Genomic DNA, 26,064 nt, shown 5'->3' with positions numbered 1-26,064 from the left:
ATGGCAACCCGTGCCGGCCAGGATAGCGCCGTCTCCGGTCGCGTGGCCCCACCCGACCTCGCTGGCGCGAGGCCACCCTCCCCTTCAGGGAGGGATCAACGCGCCGGCTCTTAGCGTCCGCCGCCGGGCGGGAAAAGAGGCCCCCAGGGGCCTCGTGGAATAGAGCCCTGGGATTGGGAAGAGGCTCGCCCGGGCGCGGGCTGCTGCGAGGCACTGTCCGGCAAAGCGGTGCCCCACGGGCCGGCATGGGGTTCGGAATTCGCGTCCGTGCCGCCGTCAGCGGGATCGGCGGGCGGCGGCAGCTCCGGCATGCGGCCGCCACCGAAGCGCACGAGCCGGTCGACGCGCGACGCGATCGAGGGATGGGTCGCGAAGAGATCCGTGAAACCCGAGCGCGGGTTGTCGATACACATCTCCATCACAGCCGAGGGCGCGCTCGGCAGTTCGCCCCGCCCCTCGATCTTGAGCAGCGCGGAGATCATCGCATCCGGGTTCTTGGTGAGCTCCACGGCGCCGGCATCGGCGAGATACTCGCGCGAGCGTGACAGCGCGAAGCGGATGACCTGGGAGAGCAGCCAGGACAGGGCGATCAGGGCAAGCGCGATCAGGATGGCGGCAAAGGCCGCGCCTCCGCCGCCCTTGCGGTCCCCGTTGGAGGAACTGCGCGGCATGCGTGGGCGCGCCGATCCGAAGGACATGCGCGTGAGGCCGCGAAACAGCAGCTCACCGAAGAAGGAGATGACGCCGGCGATGACCACCGCGACCACCATGAGGCGCACGTCGCCGTTGCGGATATGGGTCAGCTCATGCGCCAGCACGGCTTCCAGCTCCTGGTCGTCGAGCGCTTCCATCAGGCCGCGCGTCACGGTCACCGTATATTGCTTCTCGTTCATGCCCGAGGCAAAGGCATTGAGAACGGGGCTTTCCATGATGTAGAGCCGCGGCATGGTCAGGCCGCGCGAGATGCAGAGGTTCTCCAGAAGCTGATAGAGCTTCGGCTCCTGCTGGCGCGTCACGGCATGCGCGCCGGTCGCGAGCGCGATCAGCCCCCGGTTGAACTGATAGGCGATGAACAGCCAGACGAGCGCGGCGACCGTCGCCCAGGGAAAGGCCACGACGAGATCGTTGAAGGCGCGCGCCAGCATGACCTCGAGCGGAGGTTCGTCATAGGCGAAGGCCTCGACGATCAGCGCCCCCGCGAAAACCATCACATAAACGAGCAGGAACAGGCCGGCGATGAGGAAGCCGGAGCGGATCCTGTTCGCCCGGATGTGGGTGTAGAGGCCGAAGGCTTGCATAAGGCGCGGCCCTGAATGCGACCCGGCGGAGTGGTGTCAGAACTTGACGGTGGGCACGACATCCAGCGTCTGCCGGGCCTCGGGTCCGACATCGAAGAACTCGCGTGGCGTGAAGCCCATCTGCGGCGCGAAGAGAACGGCCGGGAAGGCCTGGATCGAGGCGTTGTATTCGCTGACGGCGTTGTTGAAGAAGCGCCGCGCCGAGGCCAGCTTGTTCTCGACGTCGGACAGGTCGTTCTGGAGCTGCTGGAAATTGGCGCTTGCCTTGAGATCTGGATAAGCCTCGCCAAGCGCGATGAGGCGGCCGAGCGCACCGGAGAGCTGCTGCTCGGCGGCCGCCTGCTGCTGCGGGCCCTGCGCTGCGATGGCCTTGTTGCGCGCCTCGACCACCGCCTCGAACGTGGCGCTCTCGTGCTGGGCGTAACCCTTCACCGTCTCGACAAGATTCGGGATGAGATCGTGGCGTTGCTTCAGCTGGACGTCGATGTCGGCGAAAGCCTGGTTGACGCGCTGCCGGAGCCCGACGAGGCCGTTGTAGGTCGTAATGCCATAGATCACCAAACCGGCGATAATGGCGAGGATCACCCAGCTCATAAGCCTGCTCCCTATGTCCAAGCTCAGCTATGTCTCAGATTCTTATGGCATTTTCTGTGGCGGTGGGAAAGCGGTGAAAGACACGCTCGCGCTGCGATGAACGCGCGTTCAGGGATCCGGCAGGCGGCCGTTCGCGCCTTCGCCGGTCACCGTCGCGAGCGCGTTCTCGAAAGCCTCGATATGCGGTGAGCCGAGCGCTGTTTCATTGGCTTCGAGAATCACGGCGTCCGCCTTCGGGAGGCTGCCGGGCAGGTCGGAGGCGGCTTGGAACGGCACCTTGGACTCGAAGATGCCGCCGTCGCGGAAATCAACGATGCGGCTGAAATAGAAATAGAATTTGCTGTCGCCGAGCGCCCCGTTCATCGCCAGGATGCGCAGGAACTGCCACATGAAGCTCGATCCCACCACCACGAGCCGGGCCGGCGTCCCCTCCGCCGCGGTGGTAAAACGTCCGTGCGGCGAGGGGTAGACCGGGAGTGTCATCGGCAGGTTGAGGAGGCGCGCGAGGTCATCCTCGTCGTCAAAGGGCCAGCTGTCGACGTCCACATGGCTCAGCGTGAGCTGGCGCGGCGGACTGTCGAGCTGTTCCCCGAGCATCGCGAATGTGTCGCGGATGGCTGGATAGACGCTCAGGTCGTTCCAGTGGATGCCGTCGCGGTTGAAGACAGGCAGGTCCTGCGCGGCTTTCGCCGCCTTCGCGAGCTCATGCCCATCGATCACCCGCACGTCATGATGGGCAAGCGCGGCGCGGAGCCGGTCATAATCGCGGCTGGCCGCGGGCGTGCACGGCTCGGGGAGGCCGTCCGGATAAAGCGCGACCTTGCTTGGGCTGATGATGAAGACGAAGGTCTTCCCAGCCCGCCGAACCGCCGCGGCGATACGGGCGATGCGCGCGGCCTGTGCCTCCGCGTCGATCGGCGTGCCCCGCCCGCACCAGTCGTCGATATAGGTGGTTTCATAGAGCATCCGGTCTCGGCCGATGACGATGCTCGGCACCGTGCTGCGGCCGAGCGCATAGGCGACGCCGTTGTTCGCGCGGATGAAGAATTCGCGGGGCTGGCCCATGCGCTCCGCGAGGGCGGCCGCGACGCTGGCTTGCAGCGCGCCTGAGCGCAGCGTGGCGAGGCTCGGTTCGATCGGCGGCAGCTCGGGCGTGACGCCGGCCAGTTTGGCGATGGAGAAGCGCTGTGGTCCCTTCAGCGGGATAGCCCGCGCCACCATGGCCGCGGCCGGCGCCAGCACCAGTAGGGCGACCGCGAGCAGAAACCAGTGGCGGGCAATCGACTTCAAGCGCCTCTCCGCTGTCAGAACCGAAAATAGATGAACGGCTTGAACGTCTCCGTAAAGACCCGGCCGAAGGCCCAGATGGCGAAACAGAGCATCACGAGCTGTTGCGCGACCGGAAGGGCACGCGCCAGAACGCGGCGCCCGAGATGCTGCATGGCGCCGAGCGGCAGGAAGGACAGCATGAGGCCGGCCGCGAGGCACAAGGCGGTGTCCAGTTGCACGCGCGGTAAGGGCGCGGCGCCATCCACCCAAGGGGTCGCCATCGCGGCCAGGAAGCCTCCCGCCTGCGCGAGGCTGACGGAGCGGAACAGCACCCAGCCGATGACGACGAGAAGGAATGTGATCGCGATGCCAGCCACGCGCGGCAGCAAGGGCCATATGCGCTTCATGCCGAAATGATCCGCCGAGACGAACAGTCCGTGGAAGGCGCCCCAGATCACGAATGTCCAACTCGCCCCGTGCCACAGGCCGGACGCGAGGAAACAGACCCAGAGATTGAGATAGACGCGCCAGGGCGGCACGCGGTTGCCGCCGAGCGGCACGTAGAGATAGTCGCGGATGAAGGTGGACAGCGAGATGTGCCAGCGCCGCCAGAAATCGGCGAAGCCCACCGCCAGATAGGGCTGGTTGAAGTTCTCGCGCAGGCGGAAGCCCAGCATGCGGGCGAGCCCGATCGCCATGTCCGTGTAGCCGGAGAAGTCGAAATAGATCTGCACCGTGAAGGCGAGCGCACCGAGCCAGGCAGTCGCGAAGCCGAGCTCGTTCGTCGGCATGGCGAAGATCTGGTCGGCGAGAACCGCGACCTGATCGGCGATGAGAACTTTCTTGGCGAGGCCCTGCAGGAAGCGGAAGGCGCCTTCCTCCAGATCATTGAGCGTGACCCGGTGATGCTCGATCTGGCCCTTCATCTCGTGGAACTTGAGGATCGGGCCGGCCAGCAGCTTGGGAAACAGGAAGACGAACAGGAGATAGTCGCGGATCGAGCGCGCCGTGCCGCAGACGCCGCGATAGACATCCACGAGATAGGTGATCTTCTCGAACACGATGAACGAGATCCCAAGCGGCAGGATCACCTCCGGCCGGGGCACGTCCATCGTCACCAGCAGCGCATGCAGGTTGTCGAAGAGAAAGCCCGTGTATTTGCAGTAGATCAGCAGCCCGAGATTGGTCGCGACGCCGATCGTGAGCCAGAGCTTGCGCAGGCGGGGCGCGCGGCTGCGGACGATCGCCTCGGCGAAAACCATGTCGATGAGGCTGGAGGCGATCGCCACCAGTGCGAAGACCGGCTCGCCCCACGCGTAGAAGAAGATGCTGGCGACGACGAGGAAGCCATTGCGCCAGCCCGCCGGCAAGGCGGCGTTGAGCGCGATCACCAGCGGAATGAAGAGGAAGAGAAAGACCGGCGAGTTGAAGGGCATGATGCGCGTCGTCGGGCCGGCCCGCCTAGCGGGCCGGCTGAGTGGGTGCCGGAGGCGCCATCAATGCGCCTCTTCCCAGTTCGACGCCGCGCGCGCATCCACATGCAGCGGCACCTTGAGCGCCACCGCCGGCAAGGGCGCCTGTTCCATCACGCCCTGGATGAGCGGCAGTGTGGCGTCGACCTCGGCGTCCGGCACCTCGAACACCAGCTCGTCGTGCACCTGCAGCAGCATGCGGGCGGACAACCCGGCCTCCGCGAGCGCCTTTTCCATGCGGGCCATCGCGCGGCGGATGATGTCCGAGGCAGAGCCCTGGAGTGGCGCGTTGATCGCCTGGCGCTCCACGAAAGCGCGTTGCGACGGGTTCGAGGATTTGATGTCGGGGTAATGGCAGACCCGGCCGAAGATGGTCGTGACATAGCCGTTCTCGCGGCAGAACGCCTTGGTCTGGTCCATGTAGTCCCGAATCCCGGGGAAGCGCTCGAAATATTTGCGGATATAGGCGCCCGCTTCCTCGCGCGGGATGCTGAGCTGGTTGGCGAGGCCAAAGGCCGAGATGCCGTAGATGATGCCGAAATTGATGGCCTTGGCCCGGCGCCTGATCATCGGGTCCATGCCGGCCACCGGCACGCCGAACATCTCGGAGGCGGTCATCGCGTGGATGTCGATGCCGTCCGAGAAGGCTTTGCGCAACTGCGGTATGTCGGCGATATGGGCAAGCAGGCGCAGCTCGATCTGGCTGTAGTCGGCCGAGATCAGCTTCATGCCCGGCGTCGCGACGAAGGCGGTGCGGATCTTGCGCCCTTCCTCCGTGCGCACGGGAATATTTTGCAGGTTCGGCTCGGACGATGACAGCCGTCCCGTCGTGGTCGCCGCCAGCGAATAGGACGTGTGCACGCGCTGTGTCTGCGGGTTCACATAACCGGGGAGGGCGTCCGTATAGGTGGACTTCAGCTTGGCGAGCTGGCGCCATTCGAGAATTTTCACGGGCAGGGCATGCCCTTCGGCGGCGAGATCCTCGAGAACGCTGGCGCCTGTGCTCCACTGTCCCGTCGCTGTTTTCTTGGCGCCGGGCAGCCCCATCTTGCCGAAAAGGATGTCGCCGAGCTGCTTGGGCGAGCCGATGGTGAAGCGCCCGCCGGCAAGCTCGTAGATCTCCTCTTCCAGACGGGCCAGCGTCTGGGCGAAACTGCCCGAGAGCCGTGACAGGATCTGGCGATCGATGGCGATGCCACGCCCTTCCATGCGGGCGAGCACGCCTAGAAGCGGGCGCTCCAGCGTTTCGTAGACAGTCGTCTTGCCTTCCGCGACGAGACGCGCCTTGAACACCTGCCAGAGCCGGAGCGCAACATCCGCGTCCTCCGCCGCATAGGCGGTCGCCCTGTCGATCGCCACCCGGTCGAAGGTGACGGCGTTGCGGCCTTTGCCCGCGACATCGCCGAAGGTGAGCGGCGTATGGCCGATGAATTTCTCGGACAGGGCATCGAGCCCGTGGCCCGCGATCCCGGATCGCCCGGCGTCCAGCGCGTAGGACATCAGCATCGTGTCGTCATAAGCGCTGATCGTGATGCCGTGCCGGCTGAAGATCAGCCAGTCATACTTGAGGTTCTGCCCGATCTTGAGGACGTCCCGGCCCTCAAGCAGCGGCTTCAGCCGGGCAATGGCTTCGGCGACGGCGATCTGCCCCGGCAGAAGCCCGCCACCGAACAGCCCGTCGCCGCCCTCGGCCTTGTGCTGCAAGGGAATGTAGCAGGCCTCGCCCGGCGTGACCGAAAGCGAGATCCCGACGAGATCGGCCTGCATGGCATCGAGCGAGGTCGTCTCCGTGTCGATCGCCACGCGGCCGGCCTCGCGCGCCATTGCGATCCAATGGTCAAGGCGTTCAAGCGTCGTGACAGTTTCGTAGGCGTCGCGGTTGACCGGCGTGGCCAGCGCCTCACCCGCGCGTTTGGCGGCGAGATCGGCGGGGGTCGCCAGCCCGGCCTCGCCCTGTCGGGGCGTGGGGGCGGCGCTCGACGGCGCGACCACGGTCGCCGCCGGCGACGTGCTTCCGGAGGCGCCCGCGCCCGTGTTGTCAGTCGCTTCGCCGGCCCCGGCCCCGCTCCAGATCGAGCCTTTTCCGACGGCGAGCCTCACGTCCGGTTCGATTTCGGCCGCGTCGACGCCGTAGAGCTCGGACACACGCTTCGTGATGGTGGTGAATTCCAGCGCCTTCAGGAACGAGACGAGGGGTGCGGCGTCCGGCTCGACGAGGCCGAGATCGGTCAGCGGCGTCTCAACCGCGACGTCATCGACCAGGGAGACGAGCTGCCGGGATATGAGGATCTTCTCGACGATCTCCGGATTGGTCAGCGTCTCGCGCCGCTTCGGCTGCTTGATCTCGCCTGCCCGGGCCAGAAGCTCATCCAGGCCTCCGTATTCGCTGATGAGTTGGGCGGCGGTCTTGATGCCGATGCCGGGCGCGCCGGGGACGTTGTCGGTCGAATCGCCGGCCAGCGACTGGACATCGACGACCTTGTCCGGCGTGACCCCGAAATAGTCCACGACCTCGTCGAGGCCGATCCGCCGCTCGGGGCGGAAGCTGCCCTTGGATTGTGTGCCGGATGCCGGGTCGTACATGGCGACGCGGGGCCCGATCAGCTGCATCAGGTCCTTGTCGGCGGAAATGATGAGTACGTCGGCACCAGCGGCGGTCGCTTGCTTGGCGTAGGTCGCGATGAGGTCATCCGCCTCGTAGCGGTCCTGCTCCACGGGCTTCAGGCCGAAGGCCCGCACGGCTTCCCGCATCAGTGGAAATTGCGGGACGAGGTCTTCGGGCGGTTCCGAGCGGTTCGCCTTGTAGAGCGGATAGAGCTCCTTGCGGAAAGACTGCTCCGATTTGTCGAAGATGATGGCGAGATGGGTCGGCTTCGTGCCGACGGCGCCTTCGCGCACGAACTGGAACAGTTTCGTGCAGAACAGCCGGACCGCGCCCGTGGGCAGGCCATCGGAACGATAGTTGTATTTCCTGTCCTGGTTCATGGACTGGAAATAGGCGCGGAACACGAAGGAGGAGCCGTCGACCAGAAAGACGTGGTCACCGGGCTTCAGAGGGGCTGCATCGCTCATGCCCTGAGGGATACCGCAATGCGGCCTTTCACACCATACGCTTCGGCAAGGCGGACCGTGCCGCCCTCAGCGATCGTTGGCCGCCATCCACAACCGCGCTTTCGGCCGGCTGGTGCGGAACTGTCCGCGCTCGATGGCAACGAAAGCGATGGCCGTAATGCTCAAGGTCGTGACCCACCAGGCAATCGCCGTGCCGGCGCCCATGCAGGCCAGCACGAAACCGGCCGTCAGCGCCGCGGTGATGCCGGGCACGAGGACCGCATGGGCGGCGGCTGCGCGTTGCGCCGCCCAGCCGAGCGCCAGTGCCAGCGAAACGGCACCGACAAGGCCGAGTTCATACCAGATCTCGAAAGGCAGGCCGGTCGGGGCGGTGACGGGGATCTCTCCGGCGACGCGCCCGCGCAGGCTCGCGTCGAACCCATAGCCGGTGATCAGCCGCAGCGGATCGGCGCGCACGATGCTCGTCCACGCGCGCATGGTCTCCGTCCACGGATGCGCCACGCCGAAGGCGAGCTTGACCAGCGGTTGCAGCACGAACGGCATGAAGGGCGCGGCCAGGACGATGCCGGCCATGCCCCATGACACAACCCGGATTCCCATTTTCGGGCGGATCGAGGTCAACCCGAAGACGAAGGCGCTCAGCGCGAAGGCGAGCAGTGCCATCGGCACCGCTCCGGCCACCATTGCGACCGCCGATACGGCCGACAGCGCCAGCGCCAGCATGTTGCGCTGGCGCGAGACGAGCCACGCCAGCGCCGGCCAGATCATCAGGGCAAGGCCCGCGAGGCCGCGTCCGAGGCTGGCTGCCGCGTCGGGATCGTCGTCGGACTGGCCGACCATGGCCAGGGCGATCGCGAGCATCGCCGCCGCGGCGACGCCGATGCCCGTGAGGTAGAGGTTCGACGAACGCACCCGCTCCGGCAGGGCGGCGGTGCCGGCGAGCGCCAGCACGATCGCGCCGAGGATATTGATGAGCTTGTTGCCGCCCGTGCTCGGAAAGCGTGTCCAGATAAGCGAAAGGGCGGCCCACCCAACCAGCATCAGGACGGCAAGGCCGGCGCGCGAGGTGACGATGCGTCGAACCGTCGCAAGCATGCGGGCCTGCCCGTCGAGCAGCGCGGCCATGACGAGTAGGGCAACACCGATCGGTTCCATGATCACGGCCGCGCGACGCGTCACGAGAGCCGCGACCGGCACGGCCACCACGAGCAAGGCGAAGCCTATGCGCCGCAGGAGGGCTGCTGCGTCTGCCGCGGGGTCGAGTACCGTGGATTGCGAACGCGTGACCATGAGTTGCCCGAATAGAAAGGCGGTGCCCCTGTTGGCCACGCCAAAAAGCACGCTAGCCTGCTCATCGCGCAGAAGCTGTAGGTCGAATGCAACACTTCCGTATTGTTCTAACCGGGGAATTGGTGCCGCTTGAGCCGGGACAAGGGCTCCGGATTGGACTATGAAGCACGGCAACACCATATCTTATCTTTCAGGGAGAAGCGTGATGGCTTTGGCGTTGGCCACATCGACGAAACTCGACGATCTGCGGAAGATGACCGTAGTGGTCGCCGATACCGGTGACATCGAGGCGGTGCGCCGGCTCAAGCCACAGGACTGCACCACCAATCCGAGCCTTCTGCTCAAGGCGGTCGAGACGCCGGCCTATGCGGCGCTGGTTGACGAGGCCCTTGCCTGGGGCGCGAAGCAAAGCTTCCGTGGCGCGGCCCTCGCCGACGCGGTCTGTGACCGCCTGGCTGTGAATTTCGGCGCCGAGCTGGCCGGTATCGTACCGGGGCGTGTGTCGACCGAGGTTGATGCGGACCTTTCCTTCGACAGGGAGGCGACGATCGCCAAGGCGCATGCGCTGATCGCCGCCTATAAGGAGCGTGGCATTGGTCGCGAGCGCATCCTCATCAAGGTCGCCGCGACCTGGGAAGGCATTCGCGCGGCGGAGCAACTGCAGCGCGAGGGCATCGACTGCAACCTGACACTGCTGTTTTCATTGGCTCAGGCCGTTGCCTGCGCCGACGCCGGCGTGTTCCTGATCTCGCCTTTCGTCGGCCGCATTCTGGATTGGCACGTGAAGGCTGGCGGTGGTCCCTACACCGGCGAGACGGACCCGGGTGTCGTCTCCGTGCGCAATATCTTCAATTACTACAAGGCTCACGGCATCAAGACCGTGGTCATGGGCGCCTCTTTCCGCAATACGGGCGAGATCGAGGCGCTGGCAGGCTGTGACCGCCTGACCATCGGTCCGGCGCTTCTCGATCAGCTTGCCGCGGAGCCTGGGCCGCTGCCCCGCAAGCTCGATGCGGCCCATGTCACGGAGACGCCGGCCCGCATCGAACTCGACGAGAAGGCCTTCCGCTTCCGGTTCAATGAAGATGCGATGGCGACAGAGAAGCTCGCTGAAGGCATCCGCGCCTTCGTCAAGGATCTCAAGTCCCTGCGGGCGCTCGTCGCCAAGCGACTCGATGCCTGACGCGCCACGACCGGCGCGCCAAATGCGATGCCGCACGCCACGTGCGATTTTACACCGCACGGTTGCTTGGGACATCATAATGTCTTGAAAATTGGGCTTTTGAGCCCTGTTGGTAGTTGTCTCTTCGTGCCGCCCGTACCCAGCGGGCGGTATTTATTTTGGCGCCCGCTGGGTGCGGGGGCTTTTCCTTTTCGGATTGCGTGTCATGCCTTCAACAGTGTCGCCTGCCGGCGCGCCGCGTCCGAAATTTCTCGGTCACGCGATCATCCTCGGGCTGCTGTCGGCGATCGGTCCGTTTGCGATCGATATGTATCTGCCGGCCTTGCCCGCCATCGGCGAGCATCTGCGCGCCGACACAAACACGGTTCAGCTCAGCATCATGGCCTATTTCGTGGCGCTGGGATTCGGGCAGCTGTTTTACGGCCCCGTGTCGGACATGGTGGGGCGCAAGCCGCCGCTGTATTTTGGTGTTACGGTCTTTGCCCTTGGCAGTGTCGGCTGTGCGCTCGCGCCCGATATCGTTTCGCTCATCGCCTTCCGCTTCGTGCAGGGCATTGGCGCCTGTGCCTGCTCGGCGATCCCGCGCGCCATCGTGCGCGACCTGCACCGTGGTCCTGATGCCGCGAAGCTGATGTCGCTCCTGATGCTCGTGTTCAGCGTCTCGCCGATCCTGGCGCCGCTGGCGGGCAGTATCGTCATCAGCGTCGCCGGTTGGCGTGCCGTTTTCGGGATCATCGCTGTCATCGCGGTCCTTGGCCTCGTCCTCATCGGCACGCGGCTCAAGGAGACGCGGCCACCGGAGAACCGTGTCGAAAGTAGCATTGGCGGCGCTTTCCGCGCCTATGGGACACTTCTCAGGGACCGGCATTTCCTGGGGCTCGTCTTCATCGGTGCCTTCGGCATGTCGGGCTTCTTCGTTTTTCTGGCGAATTCATCCTTCGTGCTCATCGAGCACTATGGACTCTCGCCGACGCTCTACAGCTTTGCCTTTTCGATCAACGCGGTGTCCTTCATTGGCGTCTCGCAGTTCAGCAGCATGCTGGGCCGCCGCTACGGACTGCGTAACATCGTGCGGCCTGCCGTGACGATTTATGCCGTGCTGATGGTGTTGCTGTTTGTGCTGTTCGCACTGGGCTTCGACCATCTGGCGATCATGGTCGTGCTGCTGTTCGTCGCAAATGGCGCGCTCGGGCTCGTCATCCCTACGTCCGCCGTCCTGGCATTGGAGGATCACGGCGCCCTCGCCGGCACGGCTTCCGCGCTCATGGGCACTTTGCAGTTCGCCACCGGTTCGGTGATGATCGCCCTGGTCGGGCTTTTCGTCGATGGCTCCGCTCTCCCGATGCTCGGGGGCATGGCGGTCTGCGCTGCGGCCAGCCTCACCTTTGCCCTTGTCACGCTGCGGCATACGCCTCGCCGCGGCACGGCCAACGCAGGAATGAAGGCCCCCGCGGAATAACCGCGGGGGGTGCGACCACTGGGTTAGTGGCCCGAGGCCAGCGCCTTCTCGCGGATTGCGGTCAGCGTCGTCGTGGGCGTGATGACTTCCGGATCGAGGATGAGATGCAGGATCGCCGGCTTGCCTGAAGCCATGGCGCGGCTGAGTGCCGGAGCGAACTGCTCCGTCGTTTCCACCCGCTCGCCGTAGCCGCCATAGGCGACGGCAAGGGCCGCGAAATCCGGGCTCTTCATCGAGGTGGCAGAGACGCGGCCGGGATATTCGCGCTCCTGGTGCATGCGGATGGTGCCGTAGATCGCATTGTCGATGACGAGCACGATGATCGGCAGGTCATATTGCACGGCGGTGGTGAATTCCTGGCCGTGCATCAGGAAGCAGCCATCGCCCGCGAAGGAGACCACGGTTCGGTCGGGATGGAGCTTCTTCACGCCCACCGCCGCCGGCAGGCCGTAGCCCATGGAGCCAGAGGTTGGCGCCGCCTGGGTGCCGTAGCGGCGGAAGCGGTGGAAGCGGTGCAGCCAGGTGGCGTAGTTGCCCGCGCCGTTGGTCATGATGGCATCGTCCGGCAGGACTTCCGCAAGATACTGCATGATGGCGCCCATCTGCAGGCGTCCGACCGTCTTCACCCCAGTCGGGTCGCTCCAGGCGAGATAGTCCGCATGGGCCTGCGCTGTCCCGGCCGCCCAGGGCAGTTCCTTCGGCGGGGCGATGGCGTCGAGCGCTGCCGCGAATGCCGTCGGCGAGGCGTTGATGGCGAGTGCCGGCGCATAGACGCGGCCGAGCTCGCCCGCATCCGGATGAACGTGGACAAGTTCCGTGCCCGGGCCCGGAATGCCAAAGAGAGTATAGCTCTGGCTCGGCACTTCCGAGAGGCGCCCACCCACCATCAGCACGAGATCGGCATCCTTGATGCGGGCGAGAAGCTTCGGATTGACGCCGAGGCCGAGATCGCCAGCGTATGAGGCGTGGTCCGCCGGAAACAGCATCTGGCGCCGGAAGGAGCAGGCGACCGGCATGTTGAACCGCTCGGCGAAGCGGGTGAACTGCGCGACGGCTTCCTCCGACCAGCGGCTCCCGCCCACGATGGCGATCGGGTTCCGCGCCGCCGACAGGCGCTTTTCGAGATCGGCCATCTGCGCGGACGCCGGATGCGTCTCCACCGCCTCCACATAGGGCGCGTCGGCAACCTCGGCGATGGTCGTCAGCATGTTCTCGGGCAGGGCGATCACCACCGGCCCCGGCCGGCCGGACATGGCCACGTGGAAGGCGCGCGAGATGATTTCCGGGATGCGGTCGGCATCGTCGATCTCGGTCGCCCATTTGGCGATGGGGCCGAAAGCCGCGCGGTAGTCGACCTCTTGGAAGGCTTCGCGCTCACGCATGCCGGTCTCGATCTGGCCGACGAACAGGATCATCGGCGTCGAGTCCTGCTTGGCGATGTGGATGCCTGCCGAGGCGTTCGTGGCGCCGGGCCCCCGAGTCACGAAACAGATGCCCGGCCGCCCCGTCAGCTTGCCCTGCGCTTCCGCCATCATGGCGGCGCCACCTTCCTGCCGGCACACCGTGACAGGGATCGCGGCGTCATGCAGCGCGTCGAGCACCGCGAGATAGCTCTCGCCGGGCACGCAGAAGATATGCTCCACATTCTGCTTCACGAGCTGGTCGACGAGGATCTGCCCGCCGGTCCGTGGCTTGAAAGAAGTCATGACTGGCCCCCCCAGTTCGGATCACGCAGGATCTCTTCAGTTTGCTCACCGACGGCGGGCGATGAACGGCGCGCCACCTGCGGCACGCCGTCGATGACGATGGGCGAACGGACCGAGGGGATGCTGCCGCCGGCCGCCGCCGGGTTGGGCAGGTCGACCTTCATGCCCCGCGCCAGCACCTGCGGATCGGCGAAGACATCGGCCACCGTATTGATCGGCCCGGCCGGAACGCCTTGCGCTTCCAGCTGGCCGAGGAGATCGGCGCGGCTGTGCTGCGCCGTGAGCTGGGCGAGGAGCGGACAGAGCTGGTCGCGGTTGGCGACACGCGCCTTGTTGGTCGCATAGGCTTCCGCATCAGCCAGCGCCGGGGCGCCGAGCACGGTGACGAACCGCCGGAACTGCCCGTCGTTGCCAACGGCAACGATGACGTGGCCATCCGAGACCGGGAAGACCTGATAAGGCACGATATTCGGATGGGCGTTGCCGAGCCGCTTCGGCGAGACGCCGGAGACGAGGAAGTTCAGCGACTGGTTGGCGAGCACGCTGACCTGGGTGTCGAGCAGCGCCATGTCGACCATGCCGCCGAGGCCCGTCGCGTCGCGGCGCCGCAGGGCCGCCAGGATACCGACGGTCGCATAGAGCCCGGTGAAGATATCGACATAGGCGACACCGATCTTCATCGGCTCGCCGTCCGGCTCGCCCGTGAGATCCATGCTGCCGCCCATGCCCTGGATCAAATAGTCATACCCGGCGCGGGCGGCATAGGGGCCATCCTGGCCGAAGCCGGTGACCGAGCAATAGATGAGCCGCGGGTTGACGGCCTTCAGGCTCTCGTAGTCGAGGCCATATTTCCTGAGGCCGCCGACCTTGAAGTTCTCGATGAGCACATCGGCTTCCGCTGCCAGCCGGCGGATGAGCGCCTGGCCCTCGGGACTCTCGAAATCGGCCGTGATGGAACGCTTGCCGCGATTGGTGGCATGGAAATAGGCGGCCGAGAGGTCGCCGTCGCCATCCGCCTTGGCTACGAAAGGCGGGCCCCAGCTGCGCGTGTCGTCACCGGCGCCGGGCCGCTCGACCTTGACGACATCGGCGCCGAGATCGGCCAGGAGCTGGCCTGACCACGGCCCTGCCAGGATCCGCGCGAGTTCGAGCACCTTGAGGCCGTGGAGGGGAGCGATGCTACTGGCCTTGTCGTCAGTCCTACTCATTGTCTCTCTTTCGAGCCCTGCGGATGTGGCTGGCGGCGGGGAACCCCACCCGACCCGGCGCTCAGCGCCGGGCCACCCTCCCCTGGAGGGGAGGGATCGGTGCTTCGCTTTTCAGCGTCGCGAACGCCATGTGTTTCATGACGGACAGTGCAGCCTGAGGATCCCTCCCCCTCGGGGGAGGGTGGCGGCGAAGCCGACGGGTGGGGACCACCCGCAGTCAAGGCTGCATAGATCGTGTCCATGACAGCCCGCTTGTCGCGCTCAACGTCGCCATTGGTGAAACGCAAGACGCGGAAACCGAGGGCTGCGAGTTTGGAGTCGCGGATCCGATCGGCTGTATGATCGTCGAAGCCATGCTGGATGCCATCGATCTCGACGACAACGCGGTGCTTGAGACAGGCGAAATCGACGACGTAGCGATCGATGGCCACCTGCCGGCGAAAATGAAAGCCCGCCGGCACGATCTCCTCACGCAGCCAGTTCCAGACCTTGACCTCCTGCGGGGTCATCTGCTGGCGCAACCCGCGCGGAAGAGTCGTGGGGAGGGGCGAGCGACGTTGGCGGCGGGGAACCCCACCCGACCCGGCGCGATGCGCCGGGCCACCCTCCCCTGAAGGGGAGGGATCGGAGGTGCCTCGCTCGTCAGCGTCGCTCATCGCATCGCCGTGTCCGGTTTAGCTCGGATGATCCCTCCCCCCTTTGGGGGAGGGTGGCGGCGAAGCCGCCGGGTGGGGCCCGAAGGCGCTCAGAAGAACGCCTGGATACCCGTCTGGGCGCGCCCGAGGATCAGCGCGTGCACGTCGTGCGTGCCCTCATAGGTGTTGACCGTCTCCAGGTTCTGCGCGTGACGCATGACGTGGAATTCTTCCTGGATGCCGTTGCCGCCATGCATGTCGCGGGCGACGCGGGCGATGTCGAGCGCCTTGCCGCAATTGTTGCGCTTGACAAGGGAGATCATCTCGGGGGCCATGCGGCCCTCGTCGAAGAGGCGGCCGACGCGCAAACTCCCCTGCAGGCCGAGCGAAATCTCGGTCTGCATGTCGGCGAGTTTCTTCTGGACGAGCTGGGTTGCGGCGAGCGGCCGGCCGAACTGCTTGCGGTCCAGCGTATACTGGCGTGCGCGATGCCAGCAGTCCTCGGCGGCGCCGAGCACGCCCCAGGAGATGCCGTAGCGGGCGCGGTTGAGACAGCCGAACGGTCCCTTCAGCCCGGAGACGTTCGGCAGAAGCGCGCTTTCCGGCACCTCGACGCCGTCCATCACGATCTCGCCGGTGATGGAGGCGCGCAGCGACAGCTTGCCGCCGATCTTCGGTGCGCTGAGGCCCTTCAGGCCCTTCTCCAGCACGAAGCCGCGGATCTGGCCCTCGTGGGCGGCCGACTTCGCCCAGACTACGAAGACATCGGCGATCGGCGAGTTGGAAATCCACATCTTCGTGCCGATCAGGCGGTAGCCGCCATCGATCTTTTCGGCGCGGGTGGTCATGCCGCCCGGGTCGGAGCCGGCGTCCGGCTCGGTCAGCCCGAAGCAGCCGACCCACTCGCCCGAGGCAAGCTTGGGCAGGTAGCGCTCGCGCTGCTCCTCGGAGCCATAGGCATAGATCGGGTACATCACGAGCGAGGACTGCACGCTCATCATGGAGCGATAGCCGGAATCGACACGCTCCACCTCGCGGGCGACCAGCCCGTAAGCCACGTAGGACGCGGCCGCGCAGCCATATTCCTCCGGCAAGGTCACGCCGAGCAGGCCGAGCTCGCCCATCTCGTTGAAGATCTCGCGATCGGTCTTCTCATGGGCATAGGCTTCCAGGATGCGCGGCTGGAGCTTCTCCTGCGCATAGGCATGGGCCGTGTCGCGGATCATCCGCTCGTCGTCGGTCAGCTGGCTTTCGATCAGGAACGGATCGGCCCAGTCGAAGGAGCCCTTCTTGTCGCTCATTGTAATGCCTCGTCAGATCATGATGGGGTGGAGCGGCGCGGAGCCTCTCGGCTCACGCGTCCACGTCGAAGGTTACGCCCTGGGCCAGCGGCAGGGTCGTGCCGTAGTTGATGGTGTTCGTCGCGCGGCGCATATAGGACTTCCAGGCGTCGGAACCGGCCTCGCGGCCGCCGCCCGTTTCCTTCTCGCCACCGAAGGCGCCGCCGATTTCCGCGCCCGAGGGGCCGATATTGACATTGGCGATGCCGCAATCGGAGCCCGTGACCGAAACGAAGCGCTCTGCCTCGCGCAGGTCGAGCGTGAAGATTGAGGACGACAGCCCCGCGCCGACCGCGTTGTGCTGCGCGAGCGCGTCGTCGAAATCCGTGTAGCGCACGACATAGAGGATCGGCGCGAAGGTCTCGTGGAGCATGGGGCCGGCCTGTGCCGGCATCTCGACGAGGGCCGGCGCGGCGTACCAGGCGTCCGACCCGCCGATCTCCCGGCGGCCGCCGCCGTGCACGGCGGCGCCGAGCGCCTTCACTTCGGCGAGCGCCTTCTCCATGCCGTCGAAGGCGGCCTTGTCGATCAGCGGGCCGACGAGGGTGCCCGTGGTGCGCGGATCGCCGATGGAGACGCTGCCGTAGACCTTGGCGAGGCGCGGCACGAGCGCGTCATAGACGCTGTCGTGGACGAACAGGCGGCGCAGCGTGGTGCAGCGCTGGCCGGCGGTGCCCATGGCGGCGAAGGCGATGCCGCGCAACGCGAGGTCGAGATCGGCCGTCGGCGCGACGATGGCGGCGTTGTTGCCGCCGAGCTCGAGAATGGCGCGCGCGAAGCGCTCCGCGAGCTTCGGACCGACCTTGCGGCCCATGGCCGTGGAGCCCGTGGCGGAGACGAGAGGGACGCGGACGTCCTCGACCAGCGCTTCTCCGGCCTCGCGACCTCCGATGATGACTTCAAGCAGGCCGGCCGGGACCTCGCCGAAGCGCGCGGCGGCGCGGTTGAAGATGGCTTCGACGGCGAGTGCCGTCAGCGGGGTCTTCTCTGACGGCTTCCAGACCACGGAATCACCGCAGACGAAGGCGAGCGCCGCGTTCCACGACCAGACGGCGACGGGGAAATTGAAGGCCGAGATGACGCCGCAGACGCCGAGCGGGTGCCATGTCTCCATCATCCGATGGTCGGGACGCTCGGTGGCGATCGTCAGACCGTAGAGCTGGCGCGACAGGCCGACGGCGAAATCGCAGATGTCGATCATCTCCTGGACCTCGCCGAGGCCCTCTGAGGTGATCTTGCCGGCCTCGATGGTGACGAGGCGGCCAAGGTCGGTCTTGGCGGCACGCAGCTCCTCGCCGAGAAGGCGCACCAGTTCGCCGCGACGGGGGGCGGGGACGAGGCGCCAGGCCCTGAAGGCTTCGTCGGCGCGGCCGATGGCGGCTGCCGTCGATGCCTTGTCGTCCTCGCGCAGCGTCGCGATCGTCTCTCCGGTGATGGGTGAGCGCGCGGCGAGCCCCGTAGCGCCGTAGACCTTGTCCGTCACCCCCAGGCGGCTCAGGATGGCAAGCACTTCATCTTTGACCGGGGAGATCGCTGAGGGCATCGTTGGTCCAACCTTGTTGTCTACGCGCATAGCGGCGCCTTGGGACAAGGCGCCGTTTGGGCGGCATGGATTACGTCGTCACCGGCGGCCTGGAAGATCGCCCGAAGCTTGCGGATTGTAGAAAACGACAAGCCATCTCCCAGCGAGAATTGGCTATATCCGGCCCCACCTTCCGCCATTCTTGCCTGGACAATGACGGTCCGCGGCCGGGCTTTCAACCGATATGTTTTCACCAAGTCATGAACGCTTGGAATGATCTCGATCCGTTGTAAGGTCATTTCATGCACAAGCATCGTCTCTCGATACCACCGCTGGCGGCCCTCACGGCCTTCGAGGCGGCCGCGCGCCACGGCAGCTTCACCAAGGCCGCCGAGGAGCTCAACCTCACCCAGGGGGCTGTGAGCCGACAGGTCGCGCTGATCGAGGGCCAGCTCGGTCTGAAGCTGTTCGAGCGCGTGCGTCAGCGGGTGACTTTGACGCCGGCTGGCGCCGCCTATGCCGCTGACATCCGCGACAGTCTCCGGCAGCTTTCCGCTGCGACCATCAATGCCATGGCTTTTCGCGGGACGGGCGGCGTGCTCAACCTCGCGATCCTGCCCACCTTCGGGACGCGCTGGCTCATTCCGCGCCTTCCGGGGTTTTTCCAAGCCTATCCCGGCGTCACGGTCAATTTCGCCACGCGTCTCGTGCCCTTCGATTTCAAGCCCGAGGGCCTCGACGCGGCGATCCATTTCGGCGATCCGGTCTGGCCCGGCGCGCGGCTCCATCGCCTGATGGGCGAGGTTATCGTGCCCGTCGCGAGCCCGGAGATGATCGCGCGCTTTCATTTGCGCGAACCCGCCGATCTCCTCGGCGTGCCGCTGCTGCAGCAGGCAACGCGCCCGCATGCCTGGAAGAACTGGCTGCAGGCGCAGGGGCTGCCGACGGAAAGCGCGGTGATGGGGCCGCGCTTCGAGCAGTTCGCGATGGTCGCGCAGGCTGCCTGCGCCGGCCTCGGCGCCGCCATTGTCCCGCATTTCCTCGTTGAGGACGAGATCCGCTCGGGCGCGCTGGCCGTGCCCTTCGAAAGGCCGTTTATGAGCAGCGAGGCCTATTACCTCGTTTACCCGGAGGAAAAGGCCGAGCGTCCAGCAGTTCTGGCGTTTCGGGATTGGCTTCTTGCCCAGTGTGCAAGGCCTGATATGTGAGTGGCAGATGTAGTTATATAGATATATCGCGTAATAATATTATAATTCTTGTTTTCTTATAAAATAATACGGAATCATGGTAGTTGAAATTTAAGTATTAAATTTTTCTGTTTTGAGGCGTGATTTATTTTGGAAGGCGCATCTCACATTCCTCTTTTATATCAACGCGGATCGTCCCTGTCTTACGGTGCCATTGATGTCCGGCAGAGTGAGCGCGGACATCAGCTCGCCCTCCAGATCCGTCATGCGTTGGCAGAAGCTGTTCCCGCCGCATTATCTTCTGCGGCTGGGACGACCGCGGTTCTGGGTTGCAGCGATATCGGCGCCCGACTGGCCGGACAAGGCGGAACGGGCGCCGCGCTCGTTGGCAAGACTTTGGGGCGAATGGCGATACAGCCGCTTTGGGGGATGGCCCAGGCTGGGATCGTAACCCCCATCCGCGGTCGGATGACATCCCTGTTATTGCCGACGGACCGTCCCCTTCCGCGCCCCAACGTCCATGTCGATCACATTCTGCTCGGCGTCGCCATTTTGACGGAGACGGCAAAGGCGGTTCTCGTCGCAGCCTATGTTCCAGCGGGGGCATCGATGGCCGTTTTTATCGCGATTGACCTGGGAGCGACCTTCGCGACGACGGCGATCGCGCATTTCGCGATGAATCGCTACGACAGGACGTTGGAATGGCCCGAGCCGGCTGCGGGTGTTGGCTGCAAGACAATCCTCTGGGGCCTGGCAGCGGGCCTGGTGGACAGTTTGGTAACGGCTTTGGGAGCCGGCTACACTTATCTCGTGGGAGCCCCAGACTTGGCCTCGCGTTGCTCTGTAGCTGGGATCGTGGGCTGTTGCTCCACGGGAATCAGGGCGGGCCTGAATGGTGGCTTGCGCAGTCTCGGTAGGTGGGTGCCGGGCACATCGACACCCGCCTACGCAGAGCTTTAACCAGAAGCGCGAGCTTTACAGAAGCCCGCGTCCGGCCAGATTGCGCATCAGGTCGGCGAAGCCGAAGCTCCAAGGCTCGCAGCGATCCGTATGGCGAATGCGGTTGACGAGCCGGCCAAGCTGGGGCGTCGCGATGGTGACGATGTCGTCTTGCTTGTGCGTGAAGCCCTTGCCGGGCGCGTCGCGATCCTCCACCGGCGCGAAGAGCGTGCCGAGGAAGAGCACGGCGCCGTCGGGGTAGTGGTGGTGCTTGCCGAGCATCTGTCCGACGAGATCGGCGGGGTCACGGCTGATCTTCTCGATGGTCGAGAAGCCATCGAGCCGAAAGCCTTCCGGCCCCTCGACGGTCAGCGTGACGTTCATGCGACGGATGTCGTCCAGCGTGAAGTCGGCGTCGAAGAAGCGCAGGAAAGGCCCGATCGCGCAGCTCGCGTTGTTGTCCTTGGCCTTCGACAGGAGAAGCGCCGACCGGCCCTCGACGTCGCGCAGATTGACGTCGTTGCCGAGCGTCGCGCCGACGATGCGGCCCGTGGAGGCAACCGCGAGCACGACCTCCGGCTCCGGATTGTTCCAGGTGGACATCGGATGGATGCCCGCATCCATGCCGGTGCCAACAGCGGAAAGCGGTTGGGCCTTGGTGAAGATTTCCGCATCCGGGCCTATGCCGACTTCCAGATACTGGCTCCAGGCACCCTGCGCGAGCAGCACCTCCTTGAGACGCATGGCTTCCGGGGAGCCGGGTTTGAGCTTGGCAAAGTCCTCGCCGACCAGGCTCACGATCTCCGTGCGGATGGCGGCAGCGGCGGTGGCGTCGCCGCGGGCCCGCTCTTCGATCACGCGTTCCAGCATCGAGACGGCGAAGGTGACGCCCGCCGCCTTGATGGCCTGCAGGTCGATGGGGGCGAGCAGCCAGGGTTCGGTGGCACTACGGCCGTCGGGGATTGTGTTCGTGAGCAGGGAGTCAAGCGGCCCCAGCGGCTCGCCATCGGCCTCGCGCAGCGCGGCCGCCGGATCGGGGGCCTCGCACAGATCGCGCATCGTGGGGAATTCGGCGGTGATGTCGATCAGTTCACCGTCGCGGACGGCGACGATGGACGGGCCGCCGACATCCGGACGAAAGACGCGTCCAGCCAATGCGGCCTTGCCCGCGTCATCCGGAAGGGTGGATGCGAGTGTGACACGGCTGCGCATCGCCGCGTCATGTGTCTGATGTCCTGAAGTCGCTGTCATCACTCGTCCATCCCATGCTGCCCGGCCGGCGTCCTGGCCGGGTTTTTACCGCGTTTTCGGCGGTCGCGCGTGCCACGCGATGCCTGGCGGCATCCATGCGGTGATCAGCCGTCAGGGTCAAGCCGGAAGGATTTTGCGGTGCGGTAACGTGGAAGCGGCAAGCGGAGGTTGCTCTGGGCTATGCGTGAGGTGCAACCCTGCCCATCAAAAGCCATATTTCCTATGTTTTCGGGCATTTCATACGAAATCTGACCGATTGGTGCTGCAACGCACTAGCAGTTTGTGCGTCGCAGCATTAAAGATGAGTCGTTGGTTGTCGCATCGCCAGTGACCGCGGTGCATGAATGTTTCGGAGTAGGATCGTTGAAAGCGAGAACAGAGCAGCCCCCACGCATTTTGCGTCCTCGGCATGAGCCCCCGACCATTCGGGAAGCCTTCGAGGCTGCGATGGACCTGGCCGATCGCTTCGAGGATCGGATCAGTATCGCCGCTGGCCTCATGGGGTGTAGCGAGGAAGAAGTCCGTGAGCAGGCCATCGCCTTCAAGGCAACCGTGACCCGTCCGCGGCTCTCGATCTCCATTCCTCAGGCGTCGTCGCCGCGCTCGCGTACCATGGCTCCCCGCCGTGAGGTCATCGTCGAGCGTGTCCGCCCGCGTATGATCATGCGCTGAAGCATCAGCGCTTTAGCCTCTGCATCTCCTTGCAGGGGCATGCCTTTTTTGGGCGTGCGTTTTTGCGCTGGCCGGCCTGATGCGACAAGCCGGCGAGCGGCGTCTACCAGAATTCATCGCGCCAGTCGCAGCGTCCGTCCGCGATCTTGAAATCCGGCGGATCGCACGGGTTTGTGTCACGCGGACACCACGGGCGGCATTGCTGTGGTACGGCTTGGCGGTTGCGATATACCTTTTTCTTCTTTTTCTGCTCGGTTTTGATCAGGGCGACCTCGCCGCTGCTCCCATCGGATAACCCAGGCCAGGCAGGGCCCGCGGCTGCGTGGCCCCCCATGGCGAGGCCAGCTCCCAAGAGAAGCGCGGCTGCCCCAAACATGGTGACGCCGCTTCTGCCGAAGATGGTTCGCGGCCATCGACCATGGCCCTCGCGGAGTTCGGACATCCTGCCTCTCCTCTGGACGGCGCGTATCGAACGCGATGTCCATCTTTAACCGCGAAGGACGGCCGGACGTTCCGGCAAAAGCCGGTGTCGGACATCGTGAGTGGTGCAGACGCTATGGGCCTCACGCCTCGATCGTGGTCCAGCGTCCGTCGTTGCGGGACGAGGCGACCGCGGCCTCGATGAAGGCCATGCCGGCAACGCCGTCCGCGATGGTTGGAAAGTCCACCTCGGCGGGGAGGGCAGCGCCCGCCTGGCTGGCACGGATGGCGCGCGCAACTTCCGTATAAAGGGTCGCGAAGGCCTCCAGATAGCCTTCCGGATGCCCGGATGGCACGCGTGTGACCCGCGCGGCCGGTGCATTCGCGCCCGGCGCCCCGCGCGCGATGACGCGTGGCGGCTCACCGAGCGGCGACCATCTCAACTGGTTGGGATGTTCCTGCGCCCATTCGAGCCCGCCTTTCTCGCCATAGATGCGGATACGCAGTCCGTTCTCGTTGCCGGGCGCGACCTGGCTTGCCCAGAGCGTGCCACGTGCGCCGTTGGCATAGCGCAGGTTGACCTGGACATTGTCGTCGAGCCGCCGGCCGGGGACGAAGCTGGTCAATTCCGCGCTCAGGGCGACAGGATCGAGCCCGCTCATGAAATGGGCGAGCTGATAGGCATGCGTGCCGATGTCGCCGATGGCGCCGCCGGCGCCGGACTGCGCAGGGTCCGTGCGCCAAGCCGCCTGCTTCTGGCCGCTTTGCTCGATCGGCTCGCTCAGCCAGTCCTGGGCATATTCAACCTGTATGACCCTGACGGCGCCGATCTCCCCGTCGGCGATCATGGCGCGCGCCTGCCGTACCATGGGATAGCCGGAATAGTTGTAGGTCACGGCGAAGATGATCCCACTTTTCATGGCGGCATCTCGCAGAGCCGTTGCCTCCGCGAGGCTCGTGGCCAGCGGCTTGTCGCAGATGACGTGGATGCCTTGCTCCAGGAAGGCCAGCGCCGCCGGAGCATGCCGGTGGTTCGGCGTGACGATCGAAACGGCGTCGATGCCATCCGGCCGCGCGGCCTCGGCTCGCGCCATAGTGGCGAAGTCGGGATAGGCGCGGGCGGGATCAAGCCCGAGCGCCGCGCCCGAGCGCAGGGATTTCTCAGGCGTCGAGGACAGTGCGCCGGCAACGAGGTCATAGTCACCATCGAGGCGGGCCGCCATGCGATGGACGGCGCCGATGAAGGCCCCCTCGCCGCCGCCGACCATGCCGAGCCGGATGCGGCGGGGAGCCATCCCTGGGTCCGTCGTCTTCTGCGTCGCGTCAATCATGGCTTCAGTCCCAGCAGCTTGCGATTGGTGGACTTGTCACTCTGGCTCGCGGCGAAATCGTCGAACATGCGCTCGGAGCGCTTGATCATGTGGCTGAGGATAAAGGGCGCACCTTCGGAGGCGCCCTGTTCCGGGTCCTTCAGCGCGCATTCCCATTCTACGACGGCCCAGCCCCCGTAGTTGTATTGGGCGAGCTTCGAGAAGATCGAGGCGAAGTCCACCTGCCCATCGCCCGGCGAGCGGAACCGGCCGGGACGCTCCACCCAGCCCTGGTAGCCGCCGTAGACACCGGAGCGGCCGGTCGGGTTGAACTCCGCATCCTTCACGTGAAAGGCGCGGATGCGGTCATGATAGATGTCGATGAAGGCGAGATAATCGAGCGCCTGCAGCACGAAATGCGACGGGTCGTAGAGGATGGAGGCGCGCGGGTGATTGTCGACCGCCTCCAAAAAGCGCTCGAAGGTGACGCCGTCGTGCAGGTCCTCGCCGGGATGGATTTCGTAGGCGAGATCGACACCGGCATCCTCGAACGCCCCGAGGATGGGCGTCCAGCGGCGCGCGAGTTCCGTGAAGGCTTCCTCCACGAGGCCGTTGGGGCGCTGGGGCCAAGGGTACATATAGGGCCAGGCGAGCGCGCCGGAAAACGTGGCGTGGGCATTGAGCCCGAGATGGCGCGAGGCCTTCGCGGCGAGCTTGAGCTGCTCGACGGCCCAGGCCTGGCGCGCCTCCGGCCTGCCACGCACCTCGGGCGGAGAGAAGGCGTCGAACATCAGGTCATAGGCCGGGTGGACGGCGACGAGCTGCCCCTGCAGATGCGTCGACAGCTCGGTGACGACGAGGCCATGTTTGTCCAGCAGGGCGCGGATGTCGTCGCAATAGGCCTGTGAGTCCGCGGCCTTCTTCAGATCGAAGATGGCGGCGTCCTTCGTGGGAATCTGCACGCCGGCATAGCCGTGGCCGGCCGCCCAGCCGGCGAGGCCATCCAGCGTGTTGAAGGGCGGACTGTCCCCGACGAACTGGGCAAGAAAGATGGCTGGGCCCTTCATGATGTCGTCCTCCTGCGTTGGAACGGGCGGTCCGCCCGATTATTGGCCGGCTTCCTTCATGCGGATGATACATGTCCGCGCAGGCGTGAGCGCCTTGTGGCGTGGGGATTGGGGCCGGTCGAACCCCGGATGATCAGGCGTGTTTCCATCAGGATATCCGGTGTCGCCACCGGTGGCGCGTCCGACAGCATCGCGATCATCTGTGCCATGGCTTGCCGGCCGATCTCGAAACGCGGCTGATGGACGGTCGTGAGCGGCGGCTCGAAGGCATCCGCCAGGACGATGTCGTCGAAGCCGACGACGGAGATGTCGGCGGGTACGTGAAGCCCGCGCGCCCTGAGCTCGCTGATGGCGCCGACGGCCATCTGGTCGCTGGCCGCGAAGAGGGCGGTGAAGGCGGTGCCCGCCTCGAACAGTTGCCGCACGGCGCGGCGCCCCGCCGCGAGGCTGAAATCGCCATTGATGACCAGGGCATCATCCTCCGCGATGCCATGCTCGGACAGCGCGGCGCGGTAGCCGGCAAGCCTGTCGAGCGCCAGTCGCTCCGGCATCGGGCCGGTGATATGGGCGATGCGCCTGTGCCCGAGGCCGATGAGGTGGTTCACGGCCTCGCGGGAGGCCGCGACGTTGTCGATCTTGACGGTCGGCAAGGCGACGTCGGGAAAGGTCTCCAGCGCGATGACGATCGGCGGCAGGCGCGGGATTTCCGCCTTCAGCACTTCCGGGAACCGGCCGATCATGAGGATGAGGCCGTCAGCGTGGCGGGCGCGCACGGTGTCGATATAGTGCTGGATCCGCTGGTCGTCGTCGCGGGCATCCCCCATCAGCACGCTGTAGCCTGCCTCGACAGCCGCCTCCTCGACGCCCTTGTAGATCTCCAGATAGAACGGGTTGGAGATGTCACGCACCAGGAGGATGACGGTGCGGCTCGCCCGGCTGCGCAGGTTGCGCGCCTGCGAGTTCGGCACGAAACCCGTTGCCGCGACAGCCTCCATGATGCGTTGGCGCGTCTCCGGCTGCACCTTGTCGGGCCGTTGCAGGGCGCGCGACACCGTTGCCGTCGAAACGCCCGCGAGCTTCGCGACGGTGGCAACGGTCGGCGCCCCATTGGTCGGTGCGCGGGTCGTTGGTGTGCGCCTGGTTGGTGTGGCCATCGCGAGCCCGTTGTCC

General features: G+C 65.7%; 20 protein-coding genes. 5 read left to right on the top strand and 15 right to left on the bottom strand.

From position 1 onward, the window contains the following. Positions 1-110 precede the first annotated feature (110 nt). The 6 genes from KIO74_RS12395 to KIO74_RS12370 all read right to left on the bottom strand — a co-directional run bounded on the left by KIO74_RS12395 (position 111) and on the right by KIO74_RS12370 (position 9,046). Positions 111-1,298, bottom strand: a complete 1,188-nt coding sequence (locus tag KIO74_RS12395) for a M48 family metallopeptidase (RefSeq protein WP_213332267.1) — start codon at positions 1,296-1,298, stop codon at positions 111-113. Between the two features lie 36 nt (positions 1,299-1,334). Further along, the gene (locus tag KIO74_RS12390) at positions 1,335-1,892 is read right to left on the bottom strand and encodes a LemA family protein (RefSeq protein ID WP_213332266.1); all 558 of its coding nucleotides are present in this window, start codon (positions 1,890-1,892) and stop codon (positions 1,335-1,337) included. Positions 1,893-2,000: 108 nt separating this feature from the next. Next, on the bottom strand, positions 2,001-3,182 hold the full coding sequence (locus KIO74_RS12385; RefSeq protein ID WP_213332265.1) for an alginate O-acetyltransferase AlgX-related protein: 1,182 nt from the start codon (positions 3,180-3,182) through the stop codon (positions 2,001-2,003). Between the two features lie 14 nt (positions 3,183-3,196). Further along, positions 3,197-4,597 carry an MBOAT family O-acyltransferase gene (locus tag KIO74_RS12380; RefSeq protein WP_213332264.1) on the bottom strand — a complete coding sequence of 467 codons (1,401 nt, stop codon included), beginning with the start codon at positions 4,595-4,597 and terminating at the stop codon, positions 3,197-3,199. Positions 4,598-4,657: 60 nt separating this feature from the next. Next, positions 4,658-7,705, bottom strand: a complete 3,048-nt coding sequence (gene polA, locus KIO74_RS12375) for a DNA polymerase I (protein ID WP_213332263.1) — start codon at positions 7,703-7,705, stop codon at positions 4,658-4,660. A 66-nt stretch (positions 7,706-7,771) separates the two neighbouring features. Further along, positions 7,772-9,046: an O-antigen ligase family protein gene (locus KIO74_RS12370; protein ID WP_213332262.1), complete on the bottom strand. Its 1,275-nt coding sequence runs from the start codon at positions 9,044-9,046 to the stop codon at positions 7,772-7,774. A gap of 154 nt (positions 9,047-9,200) precedes the next feature. Between KIO74_RS12370 and tal the strand changes: the two genes are divergently transcribed. Beyond that, on the top strand, positions 9,201-10,178 hold the full coding sequence (gene tal, locus KIO74_RS12365; RefSeq protein WP_213332261.1) for a transaldolase: 978 nt from the start codon (positions 9,201-9,203) through the stop codon (positions 10,176-10,178). 205 nt (positions 10,179-10,383) lie between these two features. Then, positions 10,384-11,637, top strand: coding sequence for a multidrug effflux MFS transporter (locus KIO74_RS12360; protein ID WP_213332260.1), 1,254 nt, complete (start codon positions 10,384-10,386; stop codon positions 11,635-11,637). Between the two features lie 23 nt (positions 11,638-11,660). Here KIO74_RS12360 and KIO74_RS12355 read toward each other — a convergent pair whose 3' ends face one another. The 5 genes from KIO74_RS12355 to amaB form a co-directional block, all read right to left on the bottom strand. Continuing rightward, positions 11,661-13,343, bottom strand: a complete 1,683-nt coding sequence (locus tag KIO74_RS12355; protein ID WP_213332259.1) for a thiamine pyrophosphate-binding protein — start codon at positions 13,341-13,343, stop codon at positions 11,661-11,663. Beyond that, positions 13,340-14,551 (bottom strand): CaiB/BaiF CoA transferase family protein, encoded by a 1,212-nt coding sequence (locus tag KIO74_RS12350; RefSeq protein ID WP_213332258.1) that lies wholly within the window; start codon positions 14,549-14,551, stop codon positions 13,340-13,342. The genes KIO74_RS12355 and KIO74_RS12350 overlap by 4 nt, the downstream gene beginning before the upstream one ends. Then, the gene (locus KIO74_RS12345; RefSeq protein ID WP_213332257.1) at positions 14,548-15,207 is read right to left on the bottom strand and encodes an endonuclease domain-containing protein; all 660 of its coding nucleotides are present in this window, start codon (positions 15,205-15,207) and stop codon (positions 14,548-14,550) included. Before KIO74_RS12345 ends, KIO74_RS12350 begins: the two co-directional genes overlap by 4 nt. A gap of 89 nt (positions 15,208-15,296) precedes the next feature. Continuing rightward, positions 15,297-16,487, bottom strand: coding sequence for an acyl-CoA dehydrogenase (locus KIO74_RS12340; RefSeq protein WP_213332256.1), 1,191 nt, complete (start codon positions 16,485-16,487; stop codon positions 15,297-15,299). Between the two features lie 52 nt (positions 16,488-16,539). Next, complete coding sequence (gene amaB / locus KIO74_RS12335; RefSeq protein ID WP_213332255.1) at positions 16,540-18,069, bottom strand: L-piperidine-6-carboxylate dehydrogenase; 1,530 nt, start codon at positions 18,067-18,069, stop codon at positions 16,540-16,542. Between the two features lie 281 nt (positions 18,070-18,350). On the opposite strand from amaB, the gene KIO74_RS12330 reads away from it, so the two are divergent. Beyond that, on the top strand, positions 18,351-19,256 hold the full coding sequence (locus KIO74_RS12330) for a LysR family transcriptional regulator (RefSeq protein WP_213332254.1): 906 nt from the start codon (positions 18,351-18,353) through the stop codon (positions 19,254-19,256). A 447-nt stretch (positions 19,257-19,703) separates the two neighbouring features. Continuing rightward, positions 19,704-20,195 carry a hypothetical protein gene (locus tag KIO74_RS12325; protein ID WP_213332253.1) on the top strand — a complete coding sequence of 164 codons (492 nt, stop codon included), beginning with the start codon at positions 19,704-19,706 and terminating at the stop codon, positions 20,193-20,195. 15 nt (positions 20,196-20,210) lie between these two features. Here KIO74_RS12325 and KIO74_RS12320 read toward each other — a convergent pair whose 3' ends face one another. After that, entirely contained in the window at positions 20,211-21,425 is a 1,215-nt protein-coding gene (locus KIO74_RS12320; protein WP_502762053.1) for a fumarylacetoacetate hydrolase family protein, read from the bottom strand. Between the two features lie 447 nt (positions 21,426-21,872). On the opposite strand from KIO74_RS12320, the gene KIO74_RS12315 reads away from it, so the two are divergent. Continuing rightward, positions 21,873-22,097 carry a hypothetical protein gene (locus tag KIO74_RS12315; protein ID WP_213332252.1) on the top strand — a complete coding sequence of 75 codons (225 nt, stop codon included), beginning with the start codon at positions 21,873-21,875 and terminating at the stop codon, positions 22,095-22,097. 563 nt (positions 22,098-22,660) lie between these two features. Here the strand turns inward: KIO74_RS12315 and KIO74_RS12310 are convergent. Genes KIO74_RS12310 through KIO74_RS12300 form a run of 3 tightly spaced genes read right to left on the bottom strand, consistent with a single transcriptional unit; the run spans position 22,661 to position 26,048 of the window. Beyond that, positions 22,661-23,848, bottom strand: a complete 1,188-nt coding sequence (locus KIO74_RS12310) for a Gfo/Idh/MocA family protein (RefSeq protein ID WP_249730961.1) — start codon at positions 23,846-23,848, stop codon at positions 22,661-22,663. Beyond that, positions 23,845-24,894: a sugar phosphate isomerase/epimerase family protein gene (locus KIO74_RS12305; protein ID WP_213332250.1), complete on the bottom strand. Its 1,050-nt coding sequence runs from the start codon at positions 24,892-24,894 to the stop codon at positions 23,845-23,847. Before KIO74_RS12305 ends, KIO74_RS12310 begins: the two co-directional genes overlap by 4 nt. A gap of 56 nt (positions 24,895-24,950) precedes the next feature. After that, the gene (locus KIO74_RS12300; RefSeq protein WP_213332249.1) at positions 24,951-26,048 is read right to left on the bottom strand and encodes a LacI family DNA-binding transcriptional regulator; all 1,098 of its coding nucleotides are present in this window, start codon (positions 26,046-26,048) and stop codon (positions 24,951-24,953) included. Between the last annotated feature and the right edge of the window lie 16 nt (positions 26,049-26,064).

It is taken from the genome of Chelatococcus sp. HY11 (genome assembly GCF_018398335.1).
GTDB lineage: Bacteria > Pseudomonadota > Alphaproteobacteria > Rhizobiales > Beijerinckiaceae > Chelatococcus.
The sequence above is the reverse complement of the archived record's forward strand: the minus strand, read 5'-3'. Positions and strand labels throughout refer to the sequence as shown.

Excerpts from the sequence above, each read along its gene's own strand:
- KIO74_RS12395 (WP_213332267.1), bottom strand. The coding sequence starts at position 1,298 with ATGCAAGCCTTCGGCCTCTACACCCACATCCGGGCGAACAGGATCCGC.
- KIO74_RS12390 (WP_213332266.1), bottom strand. The coding sequence starts at position 1,892 with ATGAGCTGGGTGATCCTCGCCATTATCGCCGGTTTGGTGATCTATGGC.
- KIO74_RS12380 (WP_213332264.1), bottom strand. The coding sequence starts at position 4,597 with ATGCCCTTCAACTCGCCGGTCTTTCTCTTCCTCTTCATTCCGCTGGTG.
- polA (WP_213332263.1), bottom strand. The coding sequence starts at position 7,705 with ATGAGCGATGCAGCCCCTCTGAAGCCCGGTGACCACGTCTTTCTGGTC.
- tal (WP_213332261.1), top strand. The coding sequence starts at position 9,201 with ATGGCTTTGGCGTTGGCCACATCGACGAAACTCGACGATCTGCGGAAG.
- KIO74_RS12360 (WP_213332260.1), top strand. The coding sequence starts at position 10,384 with ATGCCTTCAACAGTGTCGCCTGCCGGCGCGCCGCGTCCGAAATTTCTC.
- KIO74_RS12355 (WP_213332259.1), bottom strand. The coding sequence starts at position 13,343 with ATGACTTCTTTCAAGCCACGGACCGGCGGGCAGATCCTCGTCGACCAG.
- KIO74_RS12350 (WP_213332258.1), bottom strand. The coding sequence starts at position 14,551 with ATGAGTAGGACTGACGACAAGGCCAGTAGCATCGCTCCCCTCCACGGC.
- KIO74_RS12345 (WP_213332257.1), bottom strand. The coding sequence starts at position 15,207 with ATGAGCGACGCTGACGAGCGAGGCACCTCCGATCCCTCCCCTTCAGGG.
- KIO74_RS12340 (WP_213332256.1), bottom strand. The coding sequence starts at position 16,487 with ATGAGCGACAAGAAGGGCTCCTTCGACTGGGCCGATCCGTTCCTGATC.
- amaB (WP_213332255.1), bottom strand. The coding sequence starts at position 18,069 with ATGCCCTCAGCGATCTCCCCGGTCAAAGATGAAGTGCTTGCCATCCTG.
- KIO74_RS12330 (WP_213332254.1), top strand. The coding sequence starts at position 18,351 with ATGCACAAGCATCGTCTCTCGATACCACCGCTGGCGGCCCTCACGGCC.
- KIO74_RS12325 (WP_213332253.1), top strand. The coding sequence starts at position 19,704 with ATGACATCCCTGTTATTGCCGACGGACCGTCCCCTTCCGCGCCCCAAC.
- KIO74_RS12320 (WP_502762053.1), bottom strand. The coding sequence starts at position 21,425 with ATGACAGCGACTTCAGGACATCAGACACATGACGCGGCGATGCGCAGC.
- KIO74_RS12315 (WP_213332252.1), top strand. The coding sequence starts at position 21,873 with ATGGACCTGGCCGATCGCTTCGAGGATCGGATCAGTATCGCCGCTGGC.
- KIO74_RS12310 (WP_249730961.1), bottom strand. The coding sequence starts at position 23,848 with ATGATTGACGCGACGCAGAAGACGACGGACCCAGGGATGGCTCCCCGC.
- KIO74_RS12305 (WP_213332250.1), bottom strand. The coding sequence starts at position 24,894 with ATGAAGGGCCCAGCCATCTTTCTTGCCCAGTTCGTCGGGGACAGTCCG.
- KIO74_RS12300 (WP_213332249.1), bottom strand. The coding sequence starts at position 26,048 with ATGGCCACACCAACCAGGCGCACACCAACGACCCGCGCACCGACCAAT.